The following is a 22,662-nucleotide window of genomic DNA, read 5'->3' on the forward strand; positions in this document are numbered from 1 at the left end:
ACTTGAAACATGCAACAACAGATTTCCATCATCACCATCGGCATCGAGGATCTTCCGCGATCGCGCCGTTTCTACGTCGACGGCTTCGGCTGGACACCCGTGTTCGAAAACGAGGAAATCATCTTCTACCAGATGAACGGCCTGGTCCTCGGCACCTTCGCGAAGGAGTCATTGGAAACGGACATGAACCGGCCCGGTCTGCTGACGCCCGGCGCGTTCTCGCTGGCGCACAACGTTGCCGAACAGCAGGGCGTCGTTCCGCTGATGAACACGCTTCTGGAAGCCGGCGGCCGACTTCTGCGTGAGGCCGACGCACCACCGCATGGCGGGTTCCGTGGCTATGTCGCGGACCCGGACGACCACGCCTGGGAAATCGCATGGAACCCGGCATGGCGCATCGATGCACGGGGGCTCGTCGAATTCGGGCTGTAGCTAAAGCATGTCTCCCGAAAGTGTGAACCGGTTTCGGGGAAAAGACATGGGTGAAAACAAGAACCTAAAGCGCGCGGAGCGAATCTGAAAGATCGCGACGCGCTTCAGAGCGGCGGCGCATCGCGTGATGCGCCGCCACGATTTCTTTATTCGCCGGCCGCGTCGGGCAGTGCGAAGGCGATCACGTAATCGCCCCGCTCCGGCGAGGTACGCGCACCGCCCGCCGAAACGACGATGTACTGCTTGCCCGTTTCGGGCGAGGTATAGACCAGCGGCGTGGTCTGCGCGCCCACCGGCAGCCGGTGCTTCCACACTTCCTTGCCGGATGCCAGGTCGAATGCGCGGATATTGTAGTCGAGTGTTCCCGCATAGAAGATGAGCCCGGAGGCGGTCGTCACCGGGCCGCCGACGGTCGGCATGCCCGTTGGCATCGGCACACCCATCTTGATGCCGAAAGGACCATTGTCCTCGACCGTGCCGAGCGGCACCTGCCAGGCGATCTGCTGGGTCTTCAGGTCGATCGCAGTCAGCGTGCCGTAAGGCGGCTCCTGGCAGGGAACGCCGAGCGGTGACATGAAGGTGACCTTGGCCGCGCCATAAGGCGTGCCGAGCTGGCCGGAAAGCCCCTCATGCGAGCTGCGCGCGTCCGCACGGTCCGCCTCTTCACGCGCGACGAGCTGGATGCGGTGCGGCGAGCGGGTGTCGTTGAACACCAGATAGCCGGTCGGCTCGTGGATCGACGAGCTGCCCCAGTTCATGCCGCCATAGAAACCCGGCCACTGCAGCGTCGGCTCGAGCCCGGGCGGCGTGAAATCGCCATCGTAGCGCATCTTGCGGAACTCGATGCGGCAGTAGAGCTGGTCGAAAGGCGTCGTGCCCCACATGCGCGCTTCCGTCAGCAGGTCGGCCCCGATCGTCGGCATGCCGACCGAATAAGGCTGCGTTTCCGCTGTCCAGTCTCCTTCGACCGCACGCTGCGGCACCGGCCGATCCTCGACCTCGAACACGGGCTCGCCCGTCTCGCGGTCGAGCACGAAGATCTGGCCGCGCTTGGTCGTCTGGATCAGCGCCGCGCGCGTACCGCCCTGCCCGTCCGGAATGTCGTAGAGCGCGGGCTGCGACGGCACGTCATAGTCCCACAAATCGTGGTTGACGGTGCGGAAATGCCAGCGCTCACGGCCGGTCTGGATGTCGAGCGCGACCACTGCGGCGGTGTACTCCTCCGCGCGCTCGGAGCGATGCGCGCCGTAGAAGTCGGGCGTCGCGTTGCCGGTCGGCAGATAGACGAGGCCGAGTTCGGCATCGAAGGCAGGCGTGCTCCACACGTTCGGCGTGCCGCGCGTGTAGGTTTCGCCCTCCGGCGGGAAGCGGGTGATGTCGGGATTGCCGAGATCCCAGGCCCAGACGAGCTCGCCCGTTTCCGCATCGAAGCCGCGCACCACGCCCGAAGGCAGGCCGACGGCGACGTTGTCGACGACCCAGCCGCCGATGACGATGATGCCGTTGGCGACCGTGGGCGCCGACGTCTGGAAATAGAAGCCGGGGCGCACCTCGCCCATGCCGACCTTGAGGTCGACCGTTCCGTTTTCGCCGAATTGCGGGCAGAGCTCGCCGGTTTCGGCGTCGAGCTGTATCAGCCGGGCGTCGATCGTCGAGAGCACGATGCGGCGCTGGCAGATATCCGTCTGCTGGGCGACCTCGGTCTCCTCCGGCTCGGCCGGGGCGGGTGCCGCCGCCTGTTCTTCGCCTTCCGGTGCCGGCTGCTCGCCTTCGGCGAGTTCCTCGGCAGCTTCGGCTGCCTCGGCATCGCGGATCGTCTGCAGGCCGGCCGAGATGTTGCCGGTCGATTCGTAGTAGCCGACGCTGCGGCAACGCTGCCAGAGCGGCGATTCCGCCTCCGGATCGAAGCTCCAGCGCTCCTCGCCGGTATCGGCGTCGAGTGCGTGCACCACGTTGCGCACGGTGCAGACATAGACGGTGTCGCCCACCTGCATCGGCGTGTTCTGGTCTTCCGCGCCCGAACCGGTTTCGTTGACGGGGAAGTCGCCGTGGCGGAATTCCCACGCCACCTCAAGCTGGCCGACATTGTCGGGCGTGACCTGGTCCGAAGGCGAATAGCGCGTACCGGCCGGCGTGCGCCCGTAATGCTGCCAGTTTTCCGGCACGTCCGCGCTCTCGGCTACGACTTCCGGCGCGCCTGTCGCGGCAACGTACGGAACAGGCTGGAAAGCCCGATAACCGGTGGCGGCAAGCGCCAGAACCAGCAGCGCGGCAGCGACGTAGGATGGCGCGCGGCCCGGCCGCCCACCGCCGCGCTTCAGCGAGGGTGCTGCCAGGAAGATGAGTATGCCCAGCACGGCCGGCGCGACAAGGCGCGAAACCAGCGGCCAGAACTGGAGCCCGACCTCCCAGATCGCCCAGATGACCGTGCCGAGAAACACTAGCAGGAAGAGATAGAGGCCGAGAACATGGTTGCGCGCAAGGAACCACGCCGAAAGCAGGAGTCCGGCGCCGGCAATCGCGAAATACCAGGAGCCGCCGAGCGAGATGAGCTGGATGCCGCCGACCAGTAGGTAGCCGCCACCGACAAGCATGACGAGGGAGAGAAGAAGGACAGGCCAGGCGGCCCATCGCGATTGGACTGTTGCGTCAGCCATCAGTCGACCTTTCAGTTTGGCGCGCGCAGGCGCGCACTGCATTCCCTCCCATGGGGCATGCAATTACGCCGCTCATCCGGTGATGTCTATCGCAGCGCCAGGTTGTGGACAGACAAGCGACCTTGCGTGGCTCAATCGGCTGACGAAGCGGAAACCGCCGCTGACGAGGGCAATCCCGGCTTCCCCGCCTCGGCAGGATTGCGGCGCACATACGCTGCTTTCAGGCTTTCGGATGTCTCGCGAGAGCCGTCATGGCTCCAGCCGGGCGGCTGGAAAAGATAGCCGAGCCGCTGGCGGACTGTCAGACCGGGCGACAACGCGTCCCTGAACATGCCGATCCATTCGTGGAACGCCACCTTCAGCGGGTTGAATGTGCCGATATTCTTGACGATGCCGTAGCGCGGGCGGTCTTCCTCGAGTTCCTCGACAAAGGTGCCGAACATGCGGTCCCAGATGATGAGCGTCCCGGCATAGTTCGCGTCGAGATAGCGCGGGTTGGTGGCATGATGAACGCGGTGGTGCGACGGCGTGTTGAAAACCAGTTCGATCGGCTTCCACATCTTGCCGATCGTCTCGGTGTGGATCCAGAACTGCCAGACGAGATTGAAGCCGAACACGAAGGCGATGACGGCCGGGTGGAATCCCAGCAGCACCAGCGGCGTCTGCAGCACGAACATGCCTGTGAAGAGGCCGGTCCACGACTGCCGCAACGCCGTCGACAGATTGTAGTGCTGGCTGGAGTGGTGGTTGACGTGTTCCGCCCACACCCAGCGCACGCGATGCGCGATGCGGTGATACCAGTAATAGCGCAGGTCATCGAGCAGGAAGGCGACAACGAACACCCAAACCGATAGGCCGAGGTCGAAGAACCGGAACTGCCACAGCCACAGCAATGCGGTGTAGGAGACGATGCCCAGCAACAGGCCCGAAACGACGTTGCCCGTTCCCATCAGCAGGCTGGTGAGCGTGTCGCGCGTTTCGAACTCCCCACGCGCGCGCCCGGTGCGCACAAGCCACAGCTCGATGAGGATGGCGGCGACGAAAAAGGGGATCGCAAGCTGCGTGACGGCCGGAAACTGGTATTCGTTCATCGGTCCTTCTCCCAAAGCGCGGCCTTGCGCAGCGCTGCGAACGCGGCCTCCACCGCCCTCGCCTCCTCCACATCGTCGAATGCCAGGACACCGCCTCGCCATGTGAAGTCGCGCAATCGTACCCTCACGATAGCGTCGTTTGCGCGCGGCGTGCCGACAAGATCGTCGGCGGTCACCAGTCGTGTTAGAAATTTGCCGCCCAGCGCGTGGACTATGCCGATCCGGCCGCCATTCAGGCCGAGGATCGCAGCGCACCGATCCTTGGTCAGCCAGACGGACGCAGGAACGAGATCGGGGAAATCCTCTGCAAAGCGCTTTCGCGCCGCATCTTCGCCGTCCAGTTGCGCCCGAGCGCTGCCGCCGGTCAGGTGCACGGCAATCACGACGGCCGCAATGCCGGCGACGACGATGATGACGAGCAGCGTCAGGCTCATCCTGTGCGTTCCCTCCCGGAGCCCGGCTCCACGCAGAATGCTAGCTTGGCCGGCGACACGACGTCAAAGAGGGAATCATAACCTATCCCCAACCGCGCATCGCGCAGCGCAGCAGCGTCCAATGCCGGCGCAATGCCGAAATGTCCGCCGGCTGCGTGGCCGCTTCATCGCCGAGCGCGGCCACCCGGTCGAGATAGGCTGGCGCCAGCGTGGCAGGCAGGAAGGCAGGCCGCAGCGCGGATGGCATGCCCCTCGCCTCCGCTTCAAATTGTGCCGCATGCTCGCGGCCGAGCGCAACCATCGCGGCAATCGCGCGCACGGTCCCAGCCCGGTCGCTGCCGGCGAGGAAATTCTCACGGCTCGTGCCGGCAGCGGCCAGGATGTCGGCAGGAACATAACACTGTCCGCGCGACCGATGCAGCGGCAACAGCCGCAACAGGCCGGCGATGCCCTGCGCACAACCGGCATGGCCGGCCGCCGACGCAAAAGCCGTGGCGGCCTCTGGCGCAAGCACCAGCCCCGCAAGCTGAATGAGGGCCGAGGCCGTCTCGCCGCAATAGCCTTCCAGGTCCGTGCGGCTTGGCATCGGGTCGTCGTAGAGATCGAATATCCGAGCTTCCAGATAGCGGTCGAAGGCGTCCAGCGGCAGCCGGTAGCGGGCGATGACGTCCGAAAGCGCCGAGGCGAGCGGATGGCCGGCCGTCGCTTGCGCATCGCCTGCCAGCGCGTCGCGCCACCATTGGATGCGTATTTCGCCGGGCAGCGGCTCGTGGATACGGTCGCGGATGCCGGCGATCTCTGCATTGAAGCGATAGAGCACGGACAGCGCAGCACGCTTGTCGGCAGGCGCGTAGAGCGTCGACAGGTAGCGGTCGGGGTCGTCCCGCCGAAGCGCTGAAAGGTCTGCGTCGGTATTCTCGCCCGTCATCTCAATCGACGGCGATCAGCGCGGCCGCAACCCGCCTGTCTTCGGCAAGAAGAACATTGTAGGTCCGCACGGCCGATCCCGTCGACATGGGGTCGGCGTGGATGCCCGCCTCGCGCAGCGTTGCTTTCAAAGCGGCCGGCAATGGCCGCATCTCCATGCCGGTACCGACGAGCAGGATGTCGATCTCCGCTGCCTGCTCGACGACGGCCTTGAAGTCTTCCTCGCCAAGACCCGACGCATCGGCCGGCTCCCAGCCATGGATGCCCGACGGCAGGCACAGGATCGAGCCGCGATGCGACATCTCGGCAAAGCGGAAACCGCCATTTCCATAGGCTTCTATCGACGCACGCCCGGGATAGTGGGCGTCGCGGATGATGATGCCGCTTTTCATGCCGTCCGGCTCAGGCCTTCGTCGGCGTGGCGGCTGCGTCTGCCTTGGCTGCCTCAGCCTCCGACCCGAAGATGTCCGGGCGCAGCTTGAACAGGATCAGCATCGGCCCCGCCACGAACACCGAGGAGTAGGTGCCGATGATGATGCCGAAGATCATGGCCAGCGTGAAGGAGGAGATGACCTCGCCACCGAAGAGATACAGAGCGATCAGCGCCAGCAGCGTCGTCACACCAGTCATGACCGTGCGCGACAGCGTCTGGTTGACCGTCAGGTCGATCAGATCGGCGATCGGCATCTTCTTGTATTTTCGCAGGTTCTCACGGATTCGGTCGTACACGACAACCGTGTCGTTGATCGAATAGCCGACCACCGTCAGAACCGCCGCGATACTGGTCAGATTGAACTCCAGCCCCAGCACCACGTAGAAGCCAACCACCATAATGACGTCGTGGATCGTCGTTACAACGGCGCCGATGGCGAACTGCCACTCGAAGCGCAGCCAGATATAGACCAGCATCGCGATCAGCGAGATGACGACCGCGATGGTGCCGGCGCGCGCCAGTTCCTGCGAGACCGTCGGCCCCACCACCTCAACCCGGCGGAAGTCGTAGTCGTTCTGGAGCTCATCCTGGACGAGCTGGATTGCCGACTGTTCCGCCGTATCGCCGCCACCCTGCGAGCCGATGCGGATCAGCAGTTCGCGCGGCGTGCCGAATTCCTGCACCTGGACCTCACCGAGGTTCAGCGTTTCCAGTCGCCCGCGCACGTCACTGACATCAGCCGCTTCGGCCTTCGCCTGGACTTCGATCATCGAGCCACCGCGGAAGTCGATGCCGTAGTTCATGCTAACTGTGAAGAACAGCACCACCGCCAGGACCGAAAGTATGGTCGATGCGCCAAAGCTGAAGTTCCGCAGAAACATGAACTTGAACTTGGTGACTTCCGGAATGAAGGAAATCAGTCCCTTGGGGAAGTCCTTGGGCTTGCGGGTGCGGATCCAGAAGGCAACCATCCACCGCGTCACGACGAAGGCCGTGAAGACGGTCGTGATGATGCCGACGCCGAGGGTGACCGCGAAGCCGCGCACCGGGCCGGTGCCGACATAGAACATGATGGCCGCGGCGATGAAGGTCGTCACATTCGCGTCGACGATGGTCGACACGGCATGGCGGAAGCCCGAATCCATAGACTGGATCAGCGAACGGCCGTTCGCCCGCTCCTCGCGCACGCGTTCGAAGATGATGATGTTGGCGTCAACCGCCATACCCATCGTCAGCACGATGCCGGCGATACCGGGCATCGTCAGCGTCGCTCCGAGTGCCGACAGGATCGCGATGATCATCACCATGTTCGCAATCAGCGCGAGATTGGCGATGATGCCGAGCGTGCTGTAGCCAAACGTCATGAAGCCAAGCACCAGAACGGCCGCGATGATCGCCGCGATCTGACCCGCCTCGATCGAGTCGGCGCCGAGGCTCGGTCCGACAGTACGCTCCTCGATGATGTTCAGGTCCACCGGCAGCGCGCCGGCGCGCAGCAGCACCGCGAGGTCGTTTGCGGTCTGCACCGTGAAGTTGCCGGAAATCTGCCCCGAACCGCCCAGGATGGGCTCGCGAATCTGCGGCGCCGAGATCACCTGTTCGTCGAGGATGATGGCGAACAGCCGGCCTACGTTTTGCTGCGTGGCCTGGCCGAAGCGCGTCGCGCCCTGATTGTCGAAGCGGAACGACACGACCGGTTCGTTGGTGCGCTGGTCGAAACTGGTCTGCGCATCGACGAGGTTTTCGCCCGAAACGATCACCCGGTTCTCGATGATGTAGGGAACCGGCGGATCGTCGGTCGAATACATCACCTTGGTGCCCGCCGGCGGCCGCCCCTGCACGGCCTCGGCCGCGGGCATCGACTGGTCCACCATCTGGAAGGTGAGCTTCGCGGTCTGGCCGAGAATGTCCTTCAGGCGCTGCGGGTCGTCGAGGCCGGGCACCTGCACGAGAATGCGGTCGTTACCCTGCTGCTGGATGATGGGTTCGGTCGTGCCGAGCTCGTTGACACGCCGGTTGACCACCTCGACCGACTGCGAGAGCGCGGTCGACAGGCGGTAATCGATACCCTCATCCGTGAGCGTGAACCGCAGGAGGCCGGGCTCCGGCTCCTCCAGCGCCAGCTCTGTCACGCTGCCCGCGCCGAAGAGGCCGGACGAAACCGGCTCGATCAGGCTCGCTACCGCCTGCTTCGCCGCATCGATCTGGTCCGCGTCGCGCACCCGCACCTGAACGCTGCGGCCGGCACTGGACAGCCCCGTATAGCCGATGCGCCCGTCGCGCAGCGCGATGCGCACATCGTCCCGCGCGGTCTCCAGCCGGTCGGCGATCATGTCGTCGCGGTCGATCTGCAAGAGGATATGCGAACCGCCCTGCAGGTCGAGGCCAAGCGTGAGCTGGCGCTTCGGCAGCCAGTCTGGCATCGAGGCGAGTGTCGACTGCGGGATCACGTTCGGCGCGGCGGCAACGAATGCGATGAGCACGGTCAGCCAGATCGCAATCGTCTTCCAGCGCGAGAAATAGAGCATCAGGTTACGTCCAGGTCAGACGGAAAAAGAACCGCTTCCGTCCCGAATACGGTTATTTCTTGGCGTTCTGGTTGGCGACGGGTTCGCCCTTCACGCGCACGTCGGCGATGGTGGAGCGCAGCGCCGTCACCTTGTTGCCGCCACCCAGGTCGATCTCGAGCTCGTTATCGTCGATCACCTTGGTCACCTTGCCGATAAGGCCGCCGCCGGTCACCACCGTATCGCCGCGCCGCACGGCCGCGAGCATTTCGCCGCGCCGCTTCATCTGCTGGCGCTGAGGCCTGATGATGAGGAAATACATGATGACGAAGATGAGGACGAACGGCAAAATGCTTATGAAAACATCGGGGCCGCCGCCCATCGCCTGGGCGTATGCCGGGGTAACGAACATGGTCAAACTCCTGAGACAAATGCGCGAAGGGACCGGCGAGCCGGCCCCCGTGAAGCTGGCCGGAATATAATCGCTGGCTGCGCCAATGCAACTGTAACCGCCCGGCCCCGCATGGCTTTTCCGCCCATGACACCCGTGCTAGGCGATGTCGGTGACCGCATAGCATGAAAAGACAGCAGAAATGACCGATAAACTGCCTGAAACGCTTGAACAAAAGCTCGATCGCCTCATTGAAGCCGTTTCCCGGCTAAGCCCTCGCGAACCGGCCGCGACCGATCTGACGATCGCCGATTGCTTCGTCTGGTCTGCCGAGCGCAGCCTGTTGGAACCCGTGCCGCATGTGAATCGCGTCGAGATCGAGCTGATCCGTGGCATCGACCGTGTGCGCGACATCCTGATCGACAACACGCGCCGTTTCGCCGACGGCCTTTCGGCCAACAATGCGCTTCTGTGGGGCGCGCGCGGTATGGGCAAGTCGTCGCTGGTCAAGGCAGCGCATGCGACGATCAACCGCGACCGCGCCGACGGCGAAGCACCGCTGAAGCTGATCGAAATCCACCGCGAGGACATCGACACGCTGCCGCGGCTGATGAGCATCCTCAAGGTCGCCCCGTTCCGTTTCATCCTGTTTTGCGATGACCTATCGTTCGACCACGACGATACGTCGTACAAGTCGCTGAAGGCCGCCCTGGAAGGCGGGGTCGAGGGCCGGCCCACCAACGTCATCTTTTATGCGACCTCGAACCGCCGCCACCTGCTGCCGCGCGACATGATCGAGAACGAGCGCTCGACGGCGATCAATCCGGCCGAGGCGGTCGAGGAAAAGGTCTCGCTGTCCGATCGTTTCGGGCTGTGGCTCGGCTTCCACAAATGCTCGCAGGACGATTATCTGGCGATGATCGATGGCTATGTGCGCCACTACGGTCTTGAGGTCGATCCGGAAGAGCTGCGCCGCGACGCGCTCGAATGGGCCACCACGCGCGGCAGCCGCTCGGGTCGCGTTGCCTGGCAGTTCACGCAGGACCTCGCAGGTCGGCTCGGCAAGCGGCTGGATTAGCAGCGAGCTCCAAACAAACGCCCGCCTCGTGAGGCGGGCGTAAGCGAACGGTCCGGACTGGAGACGAAACGGACCGCGTCGTCTCGCGAGTTCTATTCGAGATAGCCTGACGGATCGACCGGTGCGGAGTCCTTGCGCACCTCGAAGTGCAGCTTCGGTGTATCCGCGGAACCGCTCATACCGGCCTTGGCGATCTCCTCGCCCCTGCGCACCTTCTGGCCGCGCTGGACGTTGATCTCGCTGGCATGGCCGTAAACGGTCACCAAGCCGTTTTCGTGACGCACCAGCACGGTATTGCCGAATTCTTTCAGCCCGTCGCCGGCATAGATGACGACGCCGTTCTCGGCGGCGCGCACCGAGGTGCCCGTCGGCACGGCAATGTCGATGCCGTCGTTCTTCTTGCCACCCGAAGAACCGCCGAAACCTGAGATGACACGACCCCGCGCCGGCCAGCGCATGCGCGAGATACCGGTGGCATCGGGCGCGCTTTCCGGGTTCAGCGAGGCCTGCTGAATGACCTTTTCCGCCTGCTGCGACTGCTTGGGCGGCGTGTAGGCCGCCACGGGCTCGGGTGCGGATGGCTTGACGGTGCCGGTCGTGGTCTGGTCCGTGCGCTGCGCGACCTGGACCGGAGCGCCGGCTGCCGGGATCGTCAGCGTCTGGCCGATGCGGATCAGGCCGCTCGAAAGGCCGTTGGCCTGCTTGAGCGCGTCAGTGCTGACGCCGGTGCGGCGTGCGATCGCGTTGAGCGTGTCGCCGGATGCGACTGTGTAGCTGCGGCCGTTCGCGGCGCCACGCTGCGTGTCGTTGGCCGCTGTCTGCGTTCCCGGCTGTTCTTCCTTAAGCTTGGGCTGCTGTGGCAACACCGCCAGCCGCTCGGTGGGCGCCTTGCCGGGAACCGGCACACGGTCGGAAGGCACGTCGAAGCGCGTTCCCGTCGAAGACCGCGCATCCGCCACATTGCGATTGGCATCGGGCGCGCTGACAGGCGCCTTCGCCGAATGGACGTAGGTGGGGATGATGACCTGCTGGCCGGCCGCAAGCGCGTCGGCGCTCGAAAGCCCGTTCGCCTTGAGGATCGCATCGACGGGCACGCCGAAACGGCGCGAGAGGTTATAGACCGTCTCGCCCTGGCGGACAGGCACCTGCGTGCCCCCTGCCCGCGACCAGCCACCCTCATTATCGCGCGACGCGATCTCGGGCTGGCGCGGAGCAGCCGGAACCGGCTGGGCAGCCTGCACGACCGGAGGCTGGACGGCTGGCGCAGCAGCCTGTGGTGCGCGTGCTGGCTGCGGAGCCGGCAATGTCGAACCAGTGACCGACGTATCCAGGCTGGCGCGCTGGACGACCGGCTGCGGAGCGGGGGCTGCGGGAGCGGCATAAGTCGGCTGTTGTTGCTGCCAGGTGCTGTGCATCGGCGTGGCCGCGACCTGCGCGGCACCGCTGCGAACGTCCCCATCCGGACGCGGCGCCCTGCCGAAACGATTCAGAATGCCGCTGCCGCGCCGTGCCGGCGCTATCGAGGCGGTCGTGGTCTGATCGAGCTGCGCCGTGTCGCCAGGATAGGGCTGGTTGACCGGCGCGATCTGCTGCTGGCGAGCCGAACCCGTGAGGATCGAATCCTGAAAACGGCTGACGTCGGAGCTGCAGCCCGCAGCCGTGCCGCCGATGAGAAGCACCGCGGCGCCGCGCGCCAGGGTGCGCCGATATGTGCCTGAAACTCCGATACGCATCAAACCAACCCGCGCTACTCGATACCAAAGACAGGCTTGATTAAAGCGCGTTAATGTTACTGGTCGGTTAAACCGAATACGGCAAATTTCAGGTCGCGCGGTATTTGCAACTTTTAAAGTGCTGCAGCCACGCCTGTCGCCATCGGCTGCAGCCGCACCTGGGCAACTTCCGTCCGCTCGAAGCGGCTGCCGAGCTTGGCGAGCTTTTCCATGACTTGCACGCCCTCGGCCGGCCCGATCGCGGCGACCATGATTCCGCCTGTCGAAAGCTGGTCGACGAAGCCGCGCGGCAGCTCCTCATAGGCGGCCCACGCGATGATGCGATCGAACGGCCCTTCGGCAGGCGCGCCATTGGCCGCATCGGCCTGCCGCGCCAGCACGTTGGAGATGCCCAGCGCCTCGTGGCGCTGACGGGCGAGCTGCACCAGCGTCTTGAACCGGTCGAGTGTGAGCACGCGCGCCGAAAGCCGCGCCATCACCGCGGCCGTGAAACCCGACCCGGTACCGATCTCGAGCACCCGGCAGCCGGGCTGCAGGTCGAGAGCTGCAAGCGCGCGCATCTGCAGGTCGATCCCCTCGACCGCCTCGCCGCATTCGATCGGCACCATGCGTTCGGACCACGCATCGGCCCGCCATTGCGCCGGCACGAAACTGGCGCGCGGGGTTGCCTCGAAGGCGGCGATCAGGCCCCGGTCTGTAAAGCCGGCAGCGCGCATGCGCAGCAGGAAGGCGGCAAACTTCTCGCGTTCCGCCTCGTCCATGCCCGTCATCCCGCCTTGGCCAATGCGTTGGTGATCTGGTCCTTCACGGCATAGGCGGTCAGGTCCATGTGCAGCGGCGTCACGGAAATCTGATCGGCCCGCAGGGCTGCGATGTCCGTGCCGTCGCGCACCTCGCCCGGCTCGCGCCCGAAGCGCAGCCAGAAATACGGAAAGCCGCGGCCGTCCTTGCGCTCGTCGAGCCAAAGCCCGTGGACGAGCTTGCCCTGGCTGGTCACGGCCACGCCCTTGACGTCGTCGGGCCCGCAATTGGGGAAATTCAGGTTGAGGAAGACGTTTTCGGGCAGAGACAGCCCCATCAGCTTCTTGAGCACCGCCGGCGCGTGATGCTCCGTCGTCTCCCACCGCACCGTGCGGCCTTCCTCCGTCACCGAATAGCCCTGGCTCAGCGCGATCGAGCGTATGCCGAGCAGCGTGCCCTCCATCGCGCCCGCGATCGTGCCGGAATAGGTAACGTCGTCGGCGACGTTCGAGCCGGAATTGACGCCCGACAGGATCAGGTCCGGCGGCTCCGGCATCAGCTTGCGCACGCCCATGATGACGCAGTCGGTCGGCGTGCCACGCACCGCATAGTGCTTGTCACGCACCTTGCGCATGCGCAGCGGCTCCGACAGCGACAGCGAATGCGCGAAGCCCGACTGGTCGGTCTCCGGCGCGACCACCCACACCTCGTCGGTGAACTGCCGTGCGATCCGCTCCAGAACCTGGAGCCCCTCGGCATGGATGCCGTCGTCATTCGTCAGAAGGATACGCATCGTCAGGCAGCCTCGATCTTCTCGATGCCACCCATATAGGGCCGCAATGCTTCCGGAATGCTAATCGAGCCGTCCTCGTTCTGGTAATTCTCCATGACCGCGATCAGTGCGCGGCCGACGGCGACGCCAGAGCCGTTGAGCGTGTGCACGAATGTCGCCCCCTTGCCCTCCGGCGGGCGATAGCGCGCATTCATGCGTCGTGCCTGGAAATCGCCGCAGACCGAGCAGGACGAGATTTCTCGATAGCTGTTCTGGCCGGGCAGCCAGACCTCGATGTCGTAGGTCTTGCGCGCCCCGAAGCCCATGTCGCCGGTGCAGAGAACAACCGTTCGGAACGGCAGGCCGAGGCGCTTGAGCACCGTCTCGGCGCATTCCGTCATCCGCTCATGCTCGGCAATCGAGCTTTCCTGATCGGTGATCGAGACCATCTCGACCTTGTAGAACTGGTGCTGTCGCAGCATGCCGCGCGTGTCGCGCCCCGCCGAGCCGGCCTCGGAGCGGAAACACGGCGTCAGCGCGGTGTAGCGCAACGGCAGCTTGTCCGTCGCCACGATCTCCTCACGCACGAGGTTGGTCAGCGAAACCTCGGCGGTTGGGATGAGCCCGAGCCGGCCGTCGCCATGCTTTACGAAAAACAGGTCGTCCTCGAACTTCGGCAACTGGTTGGTGCCGAACAGCACCTCGTCGCGCACCAGCAGCGGCGGCTGCACCTCGGTGTAGCCATGCTCGGTCACGTGCAGGTCGAGCATGAACTGGCCGAGCGCCCGTTCCAGCCGCGCGAGCTGGCCCGAAAGCACAGTGAAGCGCGCGCCGGAAAGCTTTGCCGCGCGTTCGAAATCCATCTGGCCGAGCGCCTCGCCGAGCTCGAAATGCTCCTTCGACGAGTTCGAGCGCTTCGGTTCGCCCACCCGGCGCACTTCGACATTGTCGGCCTCATCCTTGCCGACCGGCACGTCGTCGAGCGGCAGGTTGGGAATGACCGCGAGCGCGTCGGCGAGCGCCTTGTCGAGCTCGCGCTCGGTCGCCTCGCCCGACTGGATGAATTCCTTGATCCCGGCGACTTCTGCCTTGAGTTCTTCGGCGCGCGCCGAGTCTCCCGCCCGCATCGCGTTGCCGATCTCCTTGGAGGCGGCATTGCGGCGTTCCTGCTTCTCCTGCAGCGCCACGAGATGCGCACGCCGCGCCTCGTCCCTGGCGATCAGATCCTCGACCACCGATCGCGCGGCCTCGCCGGACTGCCCACGCTTCTCCAGCGCCTGGGCAAGGGCCTGCGGGTTTTCGCGAATCCATCTGATGTCGAGCATGGTGTGGCAACGTCCTCGGTGAGCCATGAAAGGCGTCCGAGGGGGTAAACCGCAATTGGATTCGAAGCAAGCGTCAAGCGGTGGGCAGCGCCCGCGCCAGTCACTCAGCCGGGTTCGGCTCGCCCGACTCTTCCTCGCTCGCGTCGCGTTTCGCCGCTTCGCGCGCCCTCGTCCTTTCGATGCGCTTCACCAGCCAGATCGAGATCTCGTAGAGAATGATTGTGGGTAGTGCGAGGCCGATCTGGCTGACCGGATCGGGCGGTGTCAGCACGGCCGCCACCACGAAGGCGATGACGATTGCCCATTTGCGCTTGTCGACCAGCGTCGCGGCCGAGATCAGTCCCACGCGAGCCATCAGCGTCGTGACCACCGGAAGCTGGAACACCAGCCCGAAGGCCAGGATCAGCGTCATGATCAGGCCGAGATATTCGGAAACGCGCGGCAGCAGCGAAATCTGGATTTCCTGGTCGGGACCTACCTGCTGCATCGACAGGAAGAACCACATCACCATCGGCGTGAAGAAGAAGTAGACGAGCGCCGCGCCGATCAGGAACAGGATCGGCGAGGCCACCAGGAACGGCAGGAACGCCATGCGCTCGTTGCGATAGAGCCCCGGCGCCACGAACCTGTAGAGCTGCGTGGCGATCAGCGGGAAAGCGATGATCAGCCCGCCGAACATGCCGAGCTTGATCTGCGTGAAGAAGAATTCCTGCGGCGCGGTATAGATCAGGTCGACCTTCGATGCATCGAGCCCCGCCCATTCGGTCGCCCACTGGAAGGGCAGCACCAGCAGGTTGAACAGCCCCTTGGCGAAATAGAAGCAGATCAGGAAAGCGATGAAGAACCCGCCCAGCGACCACATGAGCCGCGAGCGCAGTTCGATGAGATGCTCGAGCAGCGGCGCCGAGGACTTGTCGATCTCGTCATCTTCAGGGGTGGTCATACTGCGTTTCCGCCGCTCTTGGGCTTTGTTGCCTTCTTCGGCGCTGCGGTCGCTTTCGCAGATGAAGCAGCAGGCTTCTTGGCCGCGGTCGTCTTGGCTGAGGGTTTGGCTGCAGCCTGCTTGGGTGCCGCTGCCTTTTTGGTGGCCGGCGCGGCTGCGCCGTTGGCCTTCGCAGGCGCCTTGGGCGACGGTTTCGTTGCGGCTGCCGCCTCGCCGGGCATTGCGGTTGCAGCCGACTTGAGCGGCTCGGCCGCCTTCGCTTCGGCAGGTGCGGGCTCCGCCGCGGCGGGCTTGGTCGGCTTCATCGCCGCATCGAGGCCGGATCGCACGTCCTGCGCCGCCTTTTCCATAGGCGACAGCGCCTTCCTGATCTCGTTCTTCGGATTGAGCGCGCGCACGTCGTCCGCGACCGATTTCAGGTCGTCGAGCTCTGCCTCCTTGAGGGCCTCGTCGAACTGCTTGCGGAAATCGCCCGCCATGACGCGCAGCTTCGCCGTCGTCTTGCCGAACGTGCGCAGCATCCTGGGCAAGTCCTTGGGCCCGACGACCACGATCATCACGACCGCGATCACAAGCATTTCGGGCCAGCCGATGTCAAACATCGTTTGTCAACTCCGCGACGGAAAGGGCAGCGGCGCGCCGGGGCGCGTCAGGACGTCTTGCCGGCCTTTTCCTTGGCGGACGCAACCGTCTCGTCGGGACGGTGTTCGACCGTCTTGGCGGAATCCGCCTCGTCCTCGTCGGACATGCCCTTCTTGAAGCTCTTGATGCCCTTGGCCATGTCGCCCATCAGTTCCGGAATCTTGCCACGGCCAAACAGCAGCAGCACCACGACCAGAACGATCAGCCAGTGCCAGATAGAGAAGGTACCCATTAATTCGCTCTCTTTTCGAATGTTTCCCTCAGCCGCCTCGCTGCGGCCTCAGGGTTGATTTATGCGCTTTCGCTCGTTCTTTCAAACACAAGCACATCGGCTTTCCTCACCGTGAGCCAAATTTCACGCTCCGGGCTGGACAAAGCGCCGCACCTGATCCGCGCCCGCAGGGGGCGATCGGCGCCGGGAACGGCAAGTTCAAGCAGTTCCACGACACCCAGAAACCGGCGCGACACGATCCGTGCCGGTATATCGCCATCCGTCGGCGAAACGTCGAAAGCAGACAGCCGGAACGCAACCGATGCCTCTGTGCCGTCGGGAAGGCCGGAAGCCTCGAAGCGGCCCAGCGGCGTATCGACCGCACCGTCGGCCACCCTGCCCTCGAAGACGTTGATCTCCGAGAAGAAGCCGGCGGCAAACAGGCTGGCCGGCCGGTTGTAAAGCTCTTCGGCGGTGCCGAGCTGGACCAGTCGTCCATCCTTCAGGAGCGCGATGCGGTCGCCCATTCGCATCGCCTCTTCTGCATCATGCGTCACGACTATGGCGGTTGCACGACTTTGGCGCAGGATCGCCAGAGTCTCGGCGCGCACGGAATCCTTCAACCGTGAATCGAGCCCGGAAAACGGCTCGTCCATCAGAAGCACGGCCGGACGCGGGGCAATGGCGCGCGCCAGCGCCACGCGCTGCTGCTCGCCGCCGGAAAGCACGTGCGGATAGGCGTTCGCATAGTCCTGCAAGCCGACACGGCCGAGCGAAATCATCGCTTCCCGTTTTGCTTCCTCGCGCGAAAGAGCCGTCAGCCCGAACCGGACATTCTCCAGGATCGTCAGATGCGGAAACAGCGCGAAATCCTGGAAGACGAGGCCGATTGACCGCTGCTCCGGCGGCAGGAACACATTGGGACCGGCGATCTCCTGGTCGTTGAGATAGACACTTCCACGCGTCTGCGCCTCTATCCCGGCGGCAATCCGCAGCAGCGTCGTCTTGCCCGACCCCGATGGTCCGAGCAGGCACAGCACCTCGCCGGGTTCCGCCGCAAGCGAGACATCATGCAGCGTTGCAGCAGATGGCGAGAACGCGTGGCTGATCCGGTCGAACGCAAGGCGCGCGGCGAATGAAACGCCTGCCGTCACCCTTGTCGCCGCTACCGCCATCACCGATCTTCCCTTGCCGCCAGCATCCCCTTAGCGTTTCGGGACGGCTGGCAGCAACTCGCACAAAAAAAAATGCCGCGCAACCGATCGGCTGCGCGGGAAAGCATGTAAGCCATGTTCCACCGGTTTGAAAGCGTTCTCAGTCGTCCGTCACGCGCGGCGTCAGCAGACCCAGCTCCTCGAGGTCTATATCCGTCAGCGGATCCTCGTCGTCGGTGAGCGCGTCAGGGTCGGCCGCGGGCTGCGGCACGGCGAAGTTCGACGGCATCCGGGCAGAGAGGAGGCCCGCCCCCTTGAGCTCGTCCATGCCCGGCAGATCCCGAATTTCCTCCAGCCCGAAATGGTCGAGGAAACTTTCGGCTGTGCCGTATGTGACCGGGCGTCCGGGCGTGCGCCGCCGCCCGCGCATGCGCACCCAACCGGTTTCCAGCAACAGATCGAGCGTGCCCTTGGAAGTCTCGACGCCGCGGATTTCCTCGATTTCCGCGCGCGTCACCGGCTGGTGGTAGGCGATGATCGCGAGAACTTCGAGCGCGGCGCGCGATAGCTTCTTCTGCTGCACCGCGTCGCGGCTCATCAGGAATGCGAGATCGCCAGCGGTGCGGAACGCCCATGCGTCCCCGACCCGCACGAGATTGACGCCGCGCCTTTCATATTGCCTGCGCACTTCTTCCATCACGGCGGGCACGTCGGTGCCTTCGGGCAGGCGCGCCGCAAGCGCCTTGTGCGACACCGGCTCGGCAGACGCGAAGACGATCGCTTCAGCCATGCGCACAGCCTCGGCCAGATGCAGGCGCCCGGCCGGATTGTCCATTTCCGCCTCGTCTCCGGCTTCGGGCGCGAATGGAATGACGTTGGCGCCTCGTTCAGTCATGGATCATGTCTCCGGGTGCCGGCTCGGCAGCAGCCTTGGCCCGCCCACGCAGGAACAGCGGCGCGAAAGGCGCATCCTGCCGAACCTCGATCGCGCCCTCGCGGACCAGTTCGAGGCTGGCCGCGAACGAGCTGGCAATCGCCGTCGCCCGCTCCTCGGGCGTTGTCATGTAGCGGATCAGGAACGTGTCGAGCGCTGTCCAGTCGCGGATCTCGCCGACAAGGCGGGTCAGGATCTCGCGCGCTTCCTTGAGAGACCACACGCCCCGCTTTGCGATGCGCACATTGGTGATCGCCTGCCGCTGGCGCTGCGCTGCATAAGCCGTCAGCAGGTCGTAGAGCGAGGCCGAATATTCGTTGCGCTTGTCGATGATGACCGTTTCCGGCATGCCGCGCGCGAAGACGTCGCGGTCGAGCCGGTTGCGGTTGACAAGACGCGCCGCCGCATCGCGCATCGCCTCCAGTCGCTTGAGCCGGAACTGCAGCACCGCCGCCAGTTCCTCGCCGCTCTCGCCTTCATCGCCCGGCTGCTTGGGGATCAGCAGCTTCGATTTGAGGAAGGCCAGCCACGCGGCCATCACCAGATAATCGGCGGCAAGCTCCAGCCGCAGCCGCCGCGCGCTTTCGACGAAGGCGATGTACTGCTCGACCAGCGCCAGCACCGAAATGCGGGCAAGGTCCACCTTCTGGTTGCGCGCCAGGTGCAAGAGCAGATCGAGCGGCCCCTCGAAGCCGTCAACGTCGACCACGAGCGCAGGCTCGGAGACGCCACGACTCTCGTCGGCGTCGGTCCAGAGCCGCTCCATCGGCGTGGCCTTGTTGTCTGCGCTCGCGCTCAAATCCGTTTCCTATGCCACCGCTTCGAACCAGGCGGCGAATTCCTCTCTGATGGCTGCCTCGGCCAGCTCGCCCCGCACGCCCAGCCCTGCCAGCGCCCTGTCGGCACGCGCCAGCGCCTCGCCCGAAAGCGCAGGAACGCGCCCCACAACGGCGCGCATTTCGTCCATCACGCCGTTGCAGTGAAGAACAACATCGCAGCCCGCTGCAACAATTCCATCCGTGCGATGCGCGAAATCCCCAGAAAGCGCGTTCATGGAGACGTCGTCGCTCATCAGCAGCCCCTCGAAACCGATTTCCCCGCGGATGATCTCCTCCACGACCTTGGCCGAAGTGGTGGCCGGATTGTCGGGATCGATGGCGGTGTAGACGACGTGCGCCGTCATCGCCATCGGCGCGTCGCGCAGCGCCTTGAATGGCGCGAAGTCGTGCGCGCGCAGTTCCTTGAGGGAAGCATCCACGGTCGGCAGGTTGTGATGGCTGTCTGCGAAGGCGCGGCCGTGGCCGGGCATGTGCTTGATGACCGGCAGCACGCCGCCCGCCTGCAATCCTGCCATTGCGGCGCGGCCCATCGCCGTGACGGTCTCCGGGTCCTTGCCGTAGGCCCGGCTGCCGATGACGTCGTGCGCGCCTTCGACCGGCACGTCCAGCACCGGCAGGCAATCGGCATTGAGACCGCATTTCAGCAGGTCGAACGCGTGCAGGCGCGACATCAGCCATGCCGCCCGCAGCCCGGCCTCTCGGTTGCTCTTGTAGAGCGCGCCCAGCGCCGAACCGGAGGGATAGGCCGGCGCCAGCGGCGGTCGCAAGCGCTGAACGCGCCCGCCCTCTTGGTCGACGAAGACCGGCGCATCCGGCCGGCTGACGCAGTCCCGCATCGCGGCGGTCAGGTCGCGCATCTGCTCGACCTCGGCGACGTTGCGGGCAAAGACGATGAAGCCCCACGGCCGCTCGTCGCGGTAAAAGGCTTTCTCGTCGGCGGTGAGCGTCGTACCCGACGCCCCAAGGATCACTGCTTTTGATTCGCTCATGCGCGGAATCATATCCGCTCGCGGGCCTCAGCGCACCTTGGCTAACACGTCGAGCGCATCGCGCAGGATCGCAAAGGACTCCGGGCCACCGTGGCCTTCGCTTTCGACGATGTGCAGCCGGCTTGCCGGCCATGACCTGTGCAGTCGCCAGGCGGTAATCGCTGGCCCGCTGATGTCGCGGCGACCATGGATCAGCACCGCCGGAATATGCCCGATGTCGGCAATGCGAGACACGATCTCGTCGCCATTTCGCAGAAACCCGTCATTTGCCCAGTAGTGCGTGACGAGCGTCGCGAAGGCTAGTCCCCGCGCCTCGTCGAAGCGGCTTTCAATCGGTGTCCAGTTCGGGTCGAGCGAGATGTGTACCGATTCCCAGGCATTCCAGGCGCACGCTGCCGCCTGTCGTTCGTGCGGCTCGCCGGTCGCCAGCCGCCGCGCATAGGCTTCCACGATCCTTTCGCCGGCCGTTCTTCCAGATTCTGCCTCGAATCGCAGCCAGGCTTCCGGGAAAACCCGGCCCATACCCTCGGTGAGCCAGTCGACCTCTTCGCGACTGGTGGTCGTCACCGCCACCAGCGCAAGTTCCGTCACCCGATCCGGATGCGCCAGGGCGTAGGCGAGCGCGAGCGTCGTACCCCACGAGACGCCGGAAACAAGCCACCGGGCGACGCCAAGATGGCCCCTCACCGCTTCGATATCTTCAATCAGTGCCTGCGTGGTATTTGCATGCAGGCTTTCCAGTTCATCGTTGACCGAGGGGCGGCTGCGGCCGCAGCCACGCTGGTCGATACCGATCAGAAAATAGCGTTCGAGATCGAAGTAGCTTCGATAGCTGCCGGAACGAAGACCACTGCCGGGGCCGCCATGGAGATAGAGGGCGGGCTTGCCGCGAGGATTGCCCGACGTCTCCCAATAGATTTCGGCACCATCCCGCATTCGCAGCAGGCCGGAATCCAACGGCTCCCTGGAAGGTTCCTTCGTCATACCCGCTTGATATAGCGCCGGGCGGCACGGTCAATCGCCCAGAGGCGCCCGACCGGGCGGCGGCCGAACCGCCGCCCGGCTCGTATCACCGTTGCGCCTTGCCGCGCCGCGTCAGCCCGCCGATGGCGGCCAGCGTCACGATCGCCATCGCGGCGGCATAGCCGACCAGCGGCCAGGCGGTGTCGCCATCCAGCAAAAGCACGAACAGCGTTCCCACCACGCCGACGATAAGGTTCTGGATGCAGAAATGCAGCGCCACGGCCGTTCCCGCAACGTCGGAGAATTCCTGCAGCGCACCATTCGCCGTCACCGCGGCGGTGACGACGATGCCCACGGCCACCAGCCACATCGGCAGTATGAACGAGGCGACGGACGGCTCCAGCCAGAGCTGGCCGGCCAGCAGCAACCCCGCGCCGGCGAGCAACAGGATCATGCCACGAGCGACGCTCCCCGGAATCCCCCAGCGGGCGACGAAGCCCTTGGCAAACCGCGCCGTCACGATCATTGCCAGCGCCACGGTGGCGAAGGCGAGGCTGAATTGCAGCTCGCTCATGCCTGCACCGCCCATCAACACCCGCGGCGCTGTGGAGAAGAAGACGAAAAACGTGCCCATCGCCGTGCCAAAGGCGCAGGTATAGGCCCAGAAGGCCGGACTGCGCAGGATTGGCAGAAAACCGCTCCCCGCACCCGCCCGCTGCATTGGCCGGGTCTCGTGCCAGGCGGGCCACGCGATCACCAGCATGGCAAGCGCCGGCACGCCCAGCGCCACGAAGATGCCGCGCCAGCCGAAGCCGCCTGCGATCAATGCCCCGACGATGGGACCGAGCGCCGGCACGGATGCGAGCATCGCGCTCATCAGGCTGTAGATGACCGTGCTTTCCGGACGTTCCGCATAGACGTCGCGGATGGTAGCAAAGAGCGCGACCAGCATGGCCGACGCGCCGATCGCCTGCAGGAGCCTCCACGCGAGAAACGGCCAAACGGTGCCTGTCGCAGCCAGGGCAAAGGACGCCCCGGCAAACAACAGCGCCCCACACATCAGTACAGGGCGGCGGCCGATCCGGTCCGACAACGGCCCGAACAGCAGTTGCCCTACGCCGAGCACGATCATGTAAAGCGTCAGCGTGAGTTGAACCACGCCCGGCGTGGTGCCGAGTATCCCGGGCATCGACGGGACGACCGGAAGGTAGATATCCATGCCCAGTGAAGCGAGCAGGTTGAAGGGGGCCAGCAGCGCAAGCGCCACCGGCAGGCTGTAGGTCCACAGCCGTGGTTGTTGGATAGGCATATCGAAAATCCGCACGAATGAATGAGATTCGGCGGCGATCTGCATCGCTAAAGTGGGGTTGGGATCGAACAGAACGCCGCAACAACAGGAAGGCTGTTGCGGCTTACCGGTCTGCTTTTTTCGAACCCATGGCGACTACTCGGCTGTTCTGGCAGCG

At 64.9% G+C, this 22,662-nt stretch carries 22 protein-coding genes; 2 read left to right on the forward strand and 20 right to left on the reverse strand.

Features of this window, described 5'->3' with window-relative positions; translation table 11 throughout:
- Positions 1–9: 9 nt before the first annotated feature.
- The gene (locus ACVJNE_RS19815) at positions 10–432 is read left to right on the forward strand and encodes a VOC family protein (protein WP_499568369.1); all 423 of its coding nucleotides are present in this window, start codon (positions 10–12) and stop codon (positions 430–432) included.
- 146 nt (positions 433–578) lie between these two features.
- On the opposite strand, the gene ACVJNE_RS19820 is transcribed toward ACVJNE_RS19815, so the two are convergent.
- The 7 genes from ACVJNE_RS19820 to yajC form a co-directional block, all read right to left on the reverse strand.
- Complete coding sequence (locus ACVJNE_RS19820; RefSeq protein WP_499568371.1) at positions 579–3,089, reverse strand: membrane-bound PQQ-dependent dehydrogenase, glucose/quinate/shikimate family; 2,511 nt, start codon at positions 3,087–3,089, stop codon at positions 579–581.
- A 131-nt stretch (positions 3,090–3,220) separates the two neighbouring features.
- The gene (locus tag ACVJNE_RS19825) at positions 3,221–4,180 is read right to left on the reverse strand and encodes a sterol desaturase family protein (protein WP_499568372.1); all 960 of its coding nucleotides are present in this window, start codon (positions 4,178–4,180) and stop codon (positions 3,221–3,223) included.
- Positions 4,177–4,614, reverse strand: a complete 438-nt coding sequence (locus tag ACVJNE_RS19830; RefSeq protein WP_499568373.1) for a hypothetical protein — start codon at positions 4,612–4,614, stop codon at positions 4,177–4,179. Before ACVJNE_RS19830 ends, ACVJNE_RS19825 begins: the two co-directional genes overlap by 4 nt.
- 82 nt (positions 4,615–4,696) lie before the next feature.
- Positions 4,697–5,542, reverse strand: a complete 846-nt coding sequence (locus ACVJNE_RS19835) for a phytoene/squalene synthase family protein (RefSeq protein ID WP_499568375.1) — start codon at positions 5,540–5,542, stop codon at positions 4,697–4,699.
- Position 5,543: 1 nt separating this feature from the next.
- Complete coding sequence (locus ACVJNE_RS19840; protein WP_499568377.1) at positions 5,544–5,933, reverse strand: Mth938-like domain-containing protein; 390 nt, start codon at positions 5,931–5,933, stop codon at positions 5,544–5,546.
- A 10-nt stretch (positions 5,934–5,943) separates the two neighbouring features.
- Positions 5,944–8,502, reverse strand: coding sequence for a protein translocase subunit SecDF (secDF, locus tag ACVJNE_RS19845; protein WP_499568379.1), 2,559 nt, complete (start codon positions 8,500–8,502; stop codon positions 5,944–5,946).
- A gap of 52 nt (positions 8,503–8,554) precedes the next feature.
- On the reverse strand, positions 8,555–8,893 hold the full coding sequence (gene yajC / locus ACVJNE_RS19850) for a preprotein translocase subunit YajC (RefSeq protein ID WP_173191781.1): 339 nt from the start codon (positions 8,891–8,893) through the stop codon (positions 8,555–8,557).
- Between the two features lie 181 nt (positions 8,894–9,074).
- Here yajC and ACVJNE_RS19855 point away from each other — a divergent pair, with 181 nt between their 5' ends.
- The gene (locus tag ACVJNE_RS19855; protein WP_499568380.1) at positions 9,075–9,950 is read left to right on the forward strand and encodes an ATP-binding protein; all 876 of its coding nucleotides are present in this window, start codon (positions 9,075–9,077) and stop codon (positions 9,948–9,950) included.
- Positions 9,951–10,042: 92 nt separating this feature from the next.
- Here ACVJNE_RS19855 and ACVJNE_RS19860 read toward each other — a convergent pair whose 3' ends face one another.
- The 13 genes from ACVJNE_RS19860 to cml all read right to left on the reverse strand — a co-directional run bounded on the left by ACVJNE_RS19860 (position 10,043) and on the right by cml (position 22,505).
- The gene (locus ACVJNE_RS19860; RefSeq protein WP_499568382.1) at positions 10,043–11,683 is read right to left on the reverse strand and encodes a peptidoglycan DD-metalloendopeptidase family protein; all 1,641 of its coding nucleotides are present in this window, start codon (positions 11,681–11,683) and stop codon (positions 10,043–10,045) included.
- Positions 11,684–11,796: 113 nt separating this feature from the next.
- Positions 11,797–12,444 carry a protein-L-isoaspartate(D-aspartate) O-methyltransferase gene (locus ACVJNE_RS19865; protein WP_499568384.1) on the reverse strand — a complete coding sequence of 216 codons (648 nt, stop codon included), beginning with the start codon at positions 12,442–12,444 and terminating at the stop codon, positions 11,797–11,799.
- 5 nt (positions 12,445–12,449) lie between these two features.
- Positions 12,450–13,217 carry a 5'/3'-nucleotidase SurE gene (gene surE / locus ACVJNE_RS19870; RefSeq protein WP_499568386.1) on the reverse strand — a complete coding sequence of 256 codons (768 nt, stop codon included), beginning with the start codon at positions 13,215–13,217 and terminating at the stop codon, positions 12,450–12,452.
- A gap of 2 nt (positions 13,218–13,219) precedes the next feature.
- Positions 13,220–14,521 carry a serine--tRNA ligase gene (gene serS / locus ACVJNE_RS19875; protein WP_499568388.1) on the reverse strand — a complete coding sequence of 434 codons (1,302 nt, stop codon included), beginning with the start codon at positions 14,519–14,521 and terminating at the stop codon, positions 13,220–13,222.
- 100 nt (positions 14,522–14,621) lie between these two features.
- Complete coding sequence (tatC, locus tag ACVJNE_RS19880) at positions 14,622–15,464, reverse strand: twin-arginine translocase subunit TatC (protein ID WP_499568390.1); 843 nt, start codon at positions 15,462–15,464, stop codon at positions 14,622–14,624.
- The gene (gene tatB, locus ACVJNE_RS19885) at positions 15,461–16,066 is read right to left on the reverse strand and encodes a Sec-independent protein translocase protein TatB (RefSeq protein ID WP_499568392.1); all 606 of its coding nucleotides are present in this window, start codon (positions 16,064–16,066) and stop codon (positions 15,461–15,463) included. The genes tatC and tatB overlap by 4 nt, the downstream gene beginning before the upstream one ends.
- Positions 16,067–16,113: 47 nt before the next feature.
- Positions 16,114–16,338 carry a twin-arginine translocase TatA/TatE family subunit gene (locus tag ACVJNE_RS19890; RefSeq protein WP_499568394.1) on the reverse strand — a complete coding sequence of 75 codons (225 nt, stop codon included), beginning with the start codon at positions 16,336–16,338 and terminating at the stop codon, positions 16,114–16,116.
- 59 nt (positions 16,339–16,397) lie between these two features.
- Positions 16,398–17,492 (reverse strand): ABC transporter ATP-binding protein, encoded by a 1,095-nt coding sequence (locus ACVJNE_RS19895; protein ID WP_499568396.1) that lies wholly within the window; start codon positions 17,490–17,492, stop codon positions 16,398–16,400.
- A 139-nt stretch (positions 17,493–17,631) separates the two neighbouring features.
- Positions 17,632–18,366 (reverse strand): SMC-Scp complex subunit ScpB, encoded by a 735-nt coding sequence (scpB, locus tag ACVJNE_RS19900; RefSeq protein ID WP_499568398.1) that lies wholly within the window; start codon positions 18,364–18,366, stop codon positions 17,632–17,634.
- Entirely contained in the window at positions 18,359–19,171 is an 813-nt protein-coding gene (locus ACVJNE_RS19905; RefSeq protein ID WP_499568490.1) for a segregation and condensation protein A, read from the reverse strand. The genes scpB and ACVJNE_RS19905 overlap by 8 nt, the downstream gene beginning before the upstream one ends.
- Positions 19,172–19,213: 42 nt before the next feature.
- Positions 19,214–20,233, reverse strand: a complete 1,020-nt coding sequence (gene nagZ, locus ACVJNE_RS19910; protein WP_499568400.1) for a beta-N-acetylhexosaminidase — start codon at positions 20,231–20,233, stop codon at positions 19,214–19,216.
- A gap of 27 nt (positions 20,234–20,260) precedes the next feature.
- Complete coding sequence (gene pip / locus ACVJNE_RS19915; protein ID WP_499568402.1) at positions 20,261–21,190, reverse strand: prolyl aminopeptidase; 930 nt, start codon at positions 21,188–21,190, stop codon at positions 20,261–20,263.
- A gap of 112 nt (positions 21,191–21,302) precedes the next feature.
- On the reverse strand, positions 21,303–22,505 hold the full coding sequence (gene cml, locus ACVJNE_RS19920; RefSeq protein WP_499568404.1) for a CmlA/FloR family chloramphenicol efflux MFS transporter: 1,203 nt from the start codon (positions 22,503–22,505) through the stop codon (positions 21,303–21,305).
- Between the last annotated feature and the right edge of the window lie 157 nt (positions 22,506–22,662).

Source organism: Mesorhizobium sp. DxT (assembly GCF_058448885.1).

Coding starts and splice junctions, on each gene's coding strand:
- ACVJNE_RS19830 (WP_499568373.1), bottom strand. CDS start 4,614: ATGAGCCTGACGCTGCTCGTCATCATCGTCGTCGCCGGCATTGCGGCC.
- scpB (WP_499568398.1), bottom strand. CDS start 18,366: ATGACTGAACGAGGCGCCAACGTCATTCCATTCGCGCCCGAAGCCGGA.
- ACVJNE_RS19860 (WP_499568382.1), bottom strand. CDS start 11,683: ATGCGTATCGGAGTTTCAGGCACATATCGGCGCACCCTGGCGCGCGGC.
- ACVJNE_RS19855 (WP_499568380.1), top strand. CDS start 9,075: ATGACCGATAAACTGCCTGAAACGCTTGAACAAAAGCTCGATCGCCTC.
- ACVJNE_RS19825 (WP_499568372.1), bottom strand. CDS start 4,180: ATGAACGAATACCAGTTTCCGGCCGTCACGCAGCTTGCGATCCCCTTT.
- yajC (WP_173191781.1), bottom strand. CDS start 8,893: ATGTTCGTTACCCCGGCATACGCCCAGGCGATGGGCGGCGGCCCCGAT.
- ACVJNE_RS19905 (WP_499568490.1), bottom strand. CDS start 19,171: ATGGAGCGGCTCTGGACCGACGCCGACGAGAGTCGTGGCGTCTCCGAG.
- ACVJNE_RS19840 (WP_499568377.1), bottom strand. CDS start 5,933: ATGAAAAGCGGCATCATCATCCGCGACGCCCACTATCCCGGGCGTGCG.
- tatB (WP_499568392.1), bottom strand. CDS start 16,066: ATGTTTGACATCGGCTGGCCCGAAATGCTTGTGATCGCGGTCGTGATG.
- ACVJNE_RS19820 (WP_499568371.1), bottom strand. CDS start 3,089: ATGGCTGACGCAACAGTCCAATCGCGATGGGCCGCCTGGCCTGTCCTT.
- serS (WP_499568388.1), bottom strand. CDS start 14,521: ATGCTCGACATCAGATGGATTCGCGAAAACCCGCAGGCCCTTGCCCAG.
- tatC (WP_499568390.1), bottom strand. CDS start 15,464: ATGACCACCCCTGAAGATGACGAGATCGACAAGTCCTCGGCGCCGCTG.
- ACVJNE_RS19815 (WP_499568369.1), top strand. CDS start 10: ATGCAACAACAGATTTCCATCATCACCATCGGCATCGAGGATCTTCCG.
- ACVJNE_RS19895 (WP_499568396.1), bottom strand. CDS start 17,492: ATGGCGGTAGCGGCGACAAGGGTGACGGCAGGCGTTTCATTCGCCGCG.
- ACVJNE_RS19890 (WP_499568394.1), bottom strand. CDS start 16,338: ATGGGTACCTTCTCTATCTGGCACTGGCTGATCGTTCTGGTCGTGGTG.
- nagZ (WP_499568400.1), bottom strand. CDS start 20,233: ATGAGCGAATCAAAAGCAGTGATCCTTGGGGCGTCGGGTACGACGCTC.
- ACVJNE_RS19865 (WP_499568384.1), bottom strand. CDS start 12,444: ATGGACGAGGCGGAACGCGAGAAGTTTGCCGCCTTCCTGCTGCGCATG.
- secDF (WP_499568379.1), bottom strand. CDS start 8,502: ATGCTCTATTTCTCGCGCTGGAAGACGATTGCGATCTGGCTGACCGTG.
- cml (WP_499568404.1), bottom strand. CDS start 22,505: ATGCCTATCCAACAACCACGGCTGTGGACCTACAGCCTGCCGGTGGCG.
- ACVJNE_RS19835 (WP_499568375.1), bottom strand. CDS start 5,542: ATGACGGGCGAGAATACCGACGCAGACCTTTCAGCGCTTCGGCGGGAC.
- surE (WP_499568386.1), bottom strand. CDS start 13,217: ATGCGTATCCTTCTGACGAATGACGACGGCATCCATGCCGAGGGGCTC.